Below are 7605 nucleotides of genomic sequence, written 5' to 3'. Positions count from 1 at the left end.
ACATAGCGCCCGACGACCTGGTACTGCACGCACAGGATGATGGCCACGAGCATCACCACCGCCAGCACCAGGCTGGCCTTGGACAGCGCCGCGCACAGGCGCGAGTAGGCGTGGGTGGACGGCGGGCGCTGCGTGTGGGGGTCGGTCGCCGGGGCAACCGGCGCGGCGGCGGCGGTCGTCGAGACCCCATGCAGCGCGTGTGACGGAATGGCGGGCGTCATGGTCAACTTCCTTCAAGCGGCCCGCGTACCGGGCGGCGCGGCCCTTCGATCACTTGGCGTCCGGCTTGCCGTCCTGCACGGCCTTGACCAGCCGCTTCAGGTCGGGCGTCGAGATGAACTTGGCGTACACCGGCTCCATCACCGCCTGGAACGAGGCCTTGTCGACGTTGTCGACGATCTGCGCACCCGCCGCCTTGACGACGGCCAGCGACTTGGCCTCCTGCTCGTCCCACTTCTGGCGCTGGAAGGACACCGATTCCTTCGCCGTCTGGCGGAACAGGTCCTGGTCGGCCTTCGGCAGCTTGTCGAACACCGCCTTCGAGATCAGCAGCACCTCGGGCGCCATCGAGTGCTCGGTGCGGGAGAAGTACTTCACCGCCTCGTAGTGCTTGGAGGTGTCGTACGAGGGGATGTTGTTCTCGGCAGCGTCGATGATCCCGGTCTTCAGCGCGGTGTAGACCTCGCCGTAAGGCATCGGCGTGGCGTTGGCGCCCATCGCGCCGACCAGCGCCACCCACAGGTCGGAAGGCTGGACGCGGATCTTGATGCCCTTGGTGTCGGCAACGTTGCGGATGGCCTTCTTCGCGTAGATGGAGCGGGCGCCGCTGTCGTAGAACGCCAGGCCGACCAGGCCTTCCGATTCGCAGCCCTTCAGGATCTCCTCGCCGATCGGGCCGTCCAGCGACTTGCGCATGTGGGCGATGGAATCGAACAGGAAGGGCATCGTGGGCACCAGCGTCTTCGGGCACATCGAGTTCAGCGCGCTGATGTTCACGCGGTTCATCTCCAGCGCCCCGATCTTCAGCTGGTCGATCGTCTCCTTCTCCGTACCCAGCGCGCTCTTGTTGAAGACCTTGATCTTGTACTTGCCGTTGCTGCGCTTCTCCAGCAGCTCGCTCATGTGGCGCACGGCGGCGACGGTGGGGTAGTCGTCGCTGTTGTGCACGTCGGCCGAGCGGAACTCGACGGCTTGGGCCGAAGCGGCGACGAGGCCGGCAACGAGGGCAAAGAAGTACTGCTTCATGTCTTGTCTCCTGGGGTTGAAACGGAAGCGGCCTCAGCGGCCGTCCTCCTCAAAGGGGCCGGTGCGCACGAACGCCCCGCCCTGGTACTGCACCGCGGGGTCGTCGCGGTCGAGGTGGGGCTGCCGGGCCTCCACGGCGGCGCGGAAGACCTCGGAGTCGTGCTGAGGCCGGTAGCCGATGTGCCGGGCCGGCGTGTTGTCCCACCAGCATGTCGCGTTGTCGGACACGCCATACATCACCGTGTGGCCGACCACCGGCGCGGTGAGCGCAGCCACGACCAGGCGCTCGAGGTCGTCGAAGCTGAGCCATGTGGCCAGCATGCGGCGGTCTTTCGGTTCGGCATAAGACGAGCCGATGCGCAGGCTGACCGTCTCGATGCCGAAGCGGTCGAAATAGAGCTGGGCAAGGTTCTCGCCGAACGCCTTCGATAGGCCATACAGGCCGTCCGGGCGCACCGGGTCGGTGGGGCGGATCACCTCGCGCTGCCGGTAGAAACCTGTGACGTGGTTGGAGCTGGCGAAGACGATGCGCCGCACGCGGTTGCGGCGCGCTGCCTCATAGAGGTTGTAGGCACCGACGATGTTGCTCGCGAGGATGGGCTCCCAGGGCTGCTCGGTCGAGACGCCACCCATGTGCACCACGGCATCGACGCCTTCGAGCAGCTCGGCCATGGCCGCCTTGTTCTCGAGGTGCGCGAGCACGATCTCCTCGCCCGGCTCCGCGGGGCCGAACTCCTGGCGGTGGCTCAGGCGCAGCGTCTGGCAATGGCGCCGTAAGCGCGGGCGCAGCTCACGGCCGAGGTTGCCATCGGCGCCGGTCAACAGCAGGCGCCCAAAGCGTCGGGATTCGGAAGGCATGGCGAGGTCTGGGGCGTGGCACGCCCGCGGTCGGTGGGAGGGTCGGGGCCTGGGCGGCGAAGGGCCGCCGGGGCATGGGGCTGCGCAGGGGCGCAAAGGGCCATGCCATTCAACAAGGGGGCTTCATGGTTGTCTCCTGCATCTCATGTGCGTTTCAAACGAACGCTTGGTGTGGCGGCAGTTTGTAGAAACAATCAACGAAACGCCAATTCCAAATTGGTGGCATCCAATACCTTTTGCGTAAGAGGCAGACGTGGACCTTCGGCAGCTCAATTACTTCATCGCCATCGCCGAAACGGGCCACCTCGGCCGGGCCGCCGAACGCCTCAACCTGTCGCAGCCGCCGCTCACGCGGCAGATCCAGCAGCTCGAGGCCGAACTGGAAGTGGAGTTGTTCAAGCGCACGCCGCGCGGCATGGACCTGACGCAGGCCGGCGAGGAACTGCTGCGCCATGCCCGCAACATCCGCGGCCTGGTGGGCCAGGCCGCGGAGCGGACGCAGCGTGTGGGGCGCGGGCAGATCGGCCGGCTCGACATCGGCATCTACGGCTCGGCAATCTTCGGGCTGGTGCCGCAGGTGCTGGCCGCTTTCAGGCGAGCGCAGCCCGAGGTGGAGCTGGTGCTGCACCATGCGCAGACGCCGGCGCAGCTGCCTGCGCTGCGCGAGGGCCGCGTGCTGCTGGTGTTCGAGCGGCTGCTGCCTCAGGAGAACGACATCGAGGTGGAGCTGGTGGCGCGCGAGCCGCTGCTGCTGGCGCTGAGCGAGGCGCACCCGCTGGCCAGGAAGAAGCGCGTCGACGTGTCAGCGCTGAAGGACGAGACGATCATCATCGGCACCTCGCCGTCGGCCGCTGCGACGGCGCTCAAGCTGTGCCGCGCGCATGGCTTCGAGCCGCGCTTCGCGCCGCCGGCCAGCGATGTGGTCACCGCGACGATGCTGGCGGCCGCGGGGGCCGGCGTGACGCTCGTGCCCGATTCGATGACCAATGTCCACTATCCCGGCATCGTCTACCGGCCGCTGCACACGCGAGTGGAGGCCAGCATGGACCTGCACTGCTTCTACCTGCGCGGCGAGCGTTCGCCGCTGCTGGCGGCAATGCTGGAGACCGTGCACACCTTCCGCCAGGACCAGGCGCGCGCCCGGCCCGCATAGAAGCGCGGCGGCGAGGGGGCCGCCTTGCCGGGCCCGCCCCCCGCTCTCAGGGTGCCGACACGGTGCAGCGGTAGCTGGCCGCGGCCGTGGCATCGCCGGCCACGTACTGCGGGTAGCTCGGGTAGCGGCACATCGGACGCGAGGCGAGCGTGGCGTGCGGCGGCGCCGCCGCATTGCGCACCTGCACCAGCGCGTCGGCCGGCGCGGTGCCCGTCGTCACCCAGCGATCGAGTTCCGACAGCAGGTCTGCCGTGGTCGGCACGGTCTCGCCGGTCGTCAGGCTCGCCGCGGCGCCGCCGTGGTTCGATGCCGGCGAGACGTACAGCCGCATGAAGCGGTCGACGTCCGCGGCGCCCATCTTCGCGACCACGCTGTCGTAGTACTGGAAGCCGGCCATCGGGCTCTGCGCCATATCGCCGGTGTTCTCGCGCACGATCAGCTTGCCGCCGCGGCGCATGAACGCGGAGAGGTCGGGGTTGGTGGAGTCCATCAGCGCCGAGACCTCCTGGATGCGCGCCTGGAAGTTCGCCGGGTCGAAAGTCCGCACGTCGAAGCCGGCGTCGCGGGCGATCACGTAGCGCGCATAGCTGCTGCCGTAGATGACGCCGCGGCCGTCGTCGGCCAGGGGCGTCGGCACCCCTGGCACGCGGCCGTTGGTCACCCAGCGGCCGATGCCTTCGCTGCCCGGCTGGATCTCGCCGCCGAAAAGCCGGCCCGGGTAGGTGGTGAGGCCGTTGGCGAGCGCAAAAGGCAGCGTCGTCGGGCCGTAGGCCGCGGCCAGCGTCGCCAGCTGGGGATCGGACAGGCAATCGTCGCCGGTGTCGGCGCCGGCCGTGCAGCGCAGGCTCTGCAGGTTGAACCGCGCCGGGCAGGCGAGGTAGTTGTTGACCACCCCGTCGGCCAGGCCGTCGAGCGCGTCGCAGGCGCCGGTGACGGCCTGCGCGACCGTGCGGATCTCCGCCGTGTTGAGCGCGCCCCCGTTGAACTGCGGCTTCGTCCAGTTGATGAAGCCGTTGAACAGGCCCGTCCAGTGGATCACCGGCACGACGGAGACGATGCCGTCGAAGTCGGCCGGGTAGCGCTGCGCAAGCATCAGCCCCTCGCGCCCGCCTTCCGAGCCGCCGAAGAAGTACTGCTGCGAGGGCGTGCGCAGGTAGAAGCCGTCGATCAGCCGGTGGGCGACGTCCTTGACCTTCTTGTACGACGCGTGCGCGAAGTTGGCGAACATCTCGTCGTTGAGCGCGAAGCGGCCCGGGTCGGTATCGTTGTAGGCCGCGGCGTCATGGCCCGAGTCGGTGCCGAACGTCGCGTAGCCCTGCGTCAGCGGCCGCGGCATGCCCGCGGGCGCGTCGCGCAACGCGGCCGTCGCATTGATCAGCGTGCCGTTGAAGCCGCCGCCGCCGTACATCAGCGCCTTGCCGTTCCAGGTGGTCGGCAGGTTGAGCTGGAAGCGGATCGCGTCGGCGCCTGCGGTGCGTGCCGCGATCGAACCCTTCACCTCGCAGTACTCGGGCAGGTCGGCCGAGGCGGCCACCAGCGTGGCCGAGGCCACGGTCGCCGTGCCACTGGGCAGGCCGATCGCACCCGGGCCGACCGTCGTGCCCGCCAACCGCGGGCAGGCCTGCTGCAGTTCCGCCACCGCGGGGACCGGCGGATCGCCGCCGTCGCCGCCGCAGCCGGCCAGGAGCAATGCGGCGCCAAGGCAGGCCGCGGTGGTCCGCCATGCGGCGGCGTCGCTGGTTCGTGTCTCCATCATGTGCGTCCTTGGATGACTATCGTTGTCATTCGACGTTCTGAACTATTGTTTGTTCAAACGCCAGGGGAGCCGATGCTAACGTTGCCATCTGCTGCGGACACCGGGGAAATCCCCCTTCCTGCGCGGGCCGGCGGGGTGGCGGCTCGGCGCGCCGGGGGTCTCTACACTGCTGCGATGTCCGCCCTGCCGCCCTCCCCCGCCGACCCCACCGCACCCAAGCCCGCCCGGCCTGCCGCGACGATCCACGAGGTGGCTCGCCTGGCAGGCGTCGCGATCATCACGGTCTCGCGCTCGTTCACCCAGCCGGGCAAGCTGTCGCCCGGCACGCTGTCGAAGGTGCGTGAGGCCGTCGCCCGCACCGGCTATGTGCCGAACCGCGCGGCGGGCACGCTGCGCCTGGCCCGCTCGGGCTTCGTGGCCGTGCTGGTGCCCACCTTGAAGGGGCAGAACTTCTCCGGCCTGATCGAAGGACTGACGACCACGCTCGCCGAGCACGGCCACCAGGTGCTGATCGGCGAGGTGGGCTACAGCGGCCCGCGCGAGGACGACCTGCTGCGCTCGGTGATCGGCCGGCGTCCTGACGGCATCGTGATCACCGGCGTGATGCACTCGGCCGAAGGCCGTGCGCTGCTGGCGCAGTCCGGCATCCCGGTCGTCGAGACCTGGGACGTCACCCCCACGCCCGTCGACATGCTCGTCGGGGCCTCGCACGAGGCGATCGGCTATGCCGCCTGCACCTACCTCGCGCGGCGCGGCCGGCGGCGGCTGGCGCACGTGGGCGGCGACGACGAGCGCGCCGCCCGGCGCGCACGCAGCTTCGTGCAGGCCGCGAGCCACTTCGGACTCGAGGCGCCGGTGCTGCACACGGTGCGCTCGCCCAGCACCCACGCGGACGGCCGGCTCGCGCTGGGCGAATTGCTGGCGCGCCGACCCGACATCGACGCGATCTGCTGCGGCTCCGACCCGCTGGCCATGGGCGTCATGACCGAAGCACGCGTGCGCGGCCTGGCGGTGCCGGACCGGCTGGCGGTGATGGGCTCGGGCGATTCCGAGTACGCCGCGACGCACGTGCCGAGCCTGACCAGCATCCGCATCGACGGCCTGCAGGCGGGCCGCATCGCGGCCCGGCTCGTGCTCGACCGGCTGCAGGGCGTGCCGATCGAGCACAAGGTGGTCGACCTCGGCTTCGAGATCGTCGAACGCGAGAGCGCCTGAGACCGGCGTCCGCCGGCACGCCCCGGCCAGGCTCCCGCAGGTCGCTTGCTCGGCATGGATCGCGGCCTCCGTGTCGCCCGGCGGCAAGGGGCCGGGCGCATGCGCCGAGCCGGCCGATGCTCAGGCCTTGCCCGGTGCAGTCTGGCGCGAGAAGGCCAGCGCCACGAAGTCCACGAAGGCCCGCACCCGCGCCGCCAGCTGGTGGCGCTGCGGGTAGACCGCGTGGATGTCGGCATCCGGCGTGTGGTACTGCTGCAGCACATGCACCAGGCGGCCGTTGCGCAGGTAGCGCTCGATGTCCCATTCGGCGCGCATCAGGATGCCGTGGCCGTCGAGGGCCCAGTTGACGGCGATCTCGCCGTCATTGGTGGTGAGGTTGCCACGCACCTTCACGGCCTCGGTGACGGCGCCCTTGCCGCGGCCGCTGGTCAGCCGCCAGAGCCCGTAGGCCTCCTCGCCTTGCCGAATGCCGATGCAGTTGTGCTTGGTCAGGTCGTTGGGCACCTTCGGCGTGCCGCGCCTCGCGAGGTAGGCCGGCGACGCGCACAGCAGCCGCCGGTTCGGTGCGATGTGCTTCGCGATCACGCGCGAATCCGGCGGCGCGCCGAATCGGATGCAGACGTCGAACGCATCCTCGGTAAGTGGCGGCGGGTTGACCGACAGCTGCAGCTGCACCTCCACCTCCGGATGCCTGCGCACGAAGCGTGAGATCAGCGGCGCGACATGGCTGCGGCCGAAACCCAGCGTGGCGTTCACCCGCAGCAGCCCCTTCGGCGTCGCCTTGGCCACGCCGAGCTGCTCGGCCATGCCGTCGATCTCACCGAGGATGCGCCGTGCGTGGTCGAGGTAGAGCTCGCCTTCGGGCGTGAGGCTCATGCGCCGCGTCGTGCGCACGACGAGCGCCACGCCGAGGCGGGCTTCCATCTGCGCCAGGTGCTTGCTCACCGCCGGGGTGGTGACCCCCAGTTCGCGCGCCGCGGCACTGAGGCTGCCGGCCCGGGCCAGGGCAGAGAAGAAGCCGAGATCGGCCGGTTGGATGGCAGGTGCCATGGCGGGTCGACTGTTGAACTCAGGTGAAGAATAGATTCACTCTAGTGCCGATCCTTGTCGACGTCCAGTGCCTACAGTCACCCATCCCCCACTCCGACGGAGACATCCATGAAGACCTATCGCATCGCAACGATCCCGGGTGACGGCATCGGCAAGGAAGTGGTGCCCGCCGGCCAGCGGGTGATGGAAGCGCTGGCCGCAACGAGCAGCACGTTCCGCTTCGAGTTCGAGGACTTCGGCTGGGGCGGCGACTGGTTCCGCGCCCACGGCGAGATGATGCCGGCCGACGGCCTCGAGGCCCTGAAGGACAAGGACGCGATCCTGTTCG

General features: G+C 69.6%; 7 protein-coding genes and 1 pseudogene. 3 read left to right on the top strand and 5 right to left on the bottom strand.

Features of this window, described 5'->3' with window-relative positions:
* From V4F39_RS04005 to V4F39_RS03995, 3 genes and pseudogenes are all read right to left on the bottom strand, one after another.
* Positions 1-221: pseudogene (locus V4F39_RS04005) on the bottom strand (hypothetical protein); the annotation flags it as partial.
* A gap of 49 nt (positions 222-270) precedes the next feature.
* Positions 271-1245, bottom strand: a complete 975-nt coding sequence (locus V4F39_RS04000; protein WP_332287995.1) for a TRAP transporter substrate-binding protein — start codon at positions 1243-1245, stop codon at positions 271-273.
* Positions 1246-1278: 33 nt separating this feature from the next.
* Positions 1279-2103 carry an NAD-dependent epimerase/dehydratase family protein gene (locus V4F39_RS03995; protein WP_332287994.1) on the bottom strand — a complete coding sequence of 275 codons (825 nt, stop codon included), beginning with the start codon at positions 2101-2103 and terminating at the stop codon, positions 1279-1281.
* Between the two features lie 253 nt (positions 2104-2356).
* On the opposite strand from V4F39_RS03995, the gene V4F39_RS03990 reads away from it, so the two are divergent.
* The gene (locus tag V4F39_RS03990) at positions 2357-3256 is read left to right on the top strand and encodes a LysR family transcriptional regulator (protein WP_332287993.1); all 900 of its coding nucleotides are present in this window, start codon (positions 2357-2359) and stop codon (positions 3254-3256) included.
* Between the two features lie 46 nt (positions 3257-3302).
* Here V4F39_RS03990 and V4F39_RS03985 read toward each other — a convergent pair whose 3' ends face one another.
* A complete protein-coding gene (locus tag V4F39_RS03985) occupies positions 3303-5009 on the bottom strand; it encodes a tannase/feruloyl esterase family alpha/beta hydrolase (protein WP_332287992.1) in 1707 nt (568 codons plus the stop codon).
* A 177-nt stretch (positions 5010-5186) separates the two neighbouring features.
* Here V4F39_RS03985 and V4F39_RS03980 point away from each other — a divergent pair, with 177 nt between their 5' ends.
* Positions 5187-6227, top strand: coding sequence for a LacI family DNA-binding transcriptional regulator (locus V4F39_RS03980; protein WP_332287991.1), 1041 nt, complete (start codon positions 5187-5189; stop codon positions 6225-6227).
* 120 nt (positions 6228-6347) lie between these two features.
* Here V4F39_RS03980 and V4F39_RS03975 read toward each other — a convergent pair whose 3' ends face one another.
* Positions 6348-7277 carry a LysR family transcriptional regulator gene (locus V4F39_RS03975; RefSeq protein WP_332287990.1) on the bottom strand — a complete coding sequence of 310 codons (930 nt, stop codon included), beginning with the start codon at positions 7275-7277 and terminating at the stop codon, positions 6348-6350.
* Positions 7278-7385: 108 nt separating this feature from the next.
* Between V4F39_RS03975 and V4F39_RS03970 the strand changes: the two genes are divergently transcribed.
* Positions 7386-7605: isocitrate/isopropylmalate family dehydrogenase (locus V4F39_RS03970; protein WP_332287989.1), on the top strand; the 220-nt coding region annotated here is incomplete at its 3' end.

This window comes from Aquincola agrisoli (assembly GCF_036621135.1).
Lineage (GTDB): Bacteria > Pseudomonadota > Gammaproteobacteria > Burkholderiales > Burkholderiaceae_C > Aquincola > Aquincola agrisoli.
Note: the sequence above shows the minus strand (reverse complement) of the source record. Positions and strands in the feature narration are given on the sequence as shown.

Coding starts and splice junctions, on each gene's coding strand:
- V4F39_RS03980 (WP_332287991.1), top strand. CDS start 5,187: ATGTCCGCCCTGCCGCCCTCCCCCGCCGACCCCACCGCACCCAAGCCC.
- V4F39_RS03975 (WP_332287990.1), bottom strand. CDS start 7,277: ATGGCACCTGCCATCCAACCGGCCGATCTCGGCTTCTTCTCTGCCCTG.
- V4F39_RS04000 (WP_332287995.1), bottom strand. CDS start 1,245: ATGAAGCAGTACTTCTTTGCCCTCGTTGCCGGCCTCGTCGCCGCTTCG.
- V4F39_RS03995 (WP_332287994.1), bottom strand. CDS start 2,103: ATGCCTTCCGAATCCCGACGCTTTGGGCGCCTGCTGTTGACCGGCGCC.
- V4F39_RS03985 (WP_332287992.1), bottom strand. CDS start 5,009: ATGGAGACACGAACCAGCGACGCCGCCGCATGGCGGACCACCGCGGCC.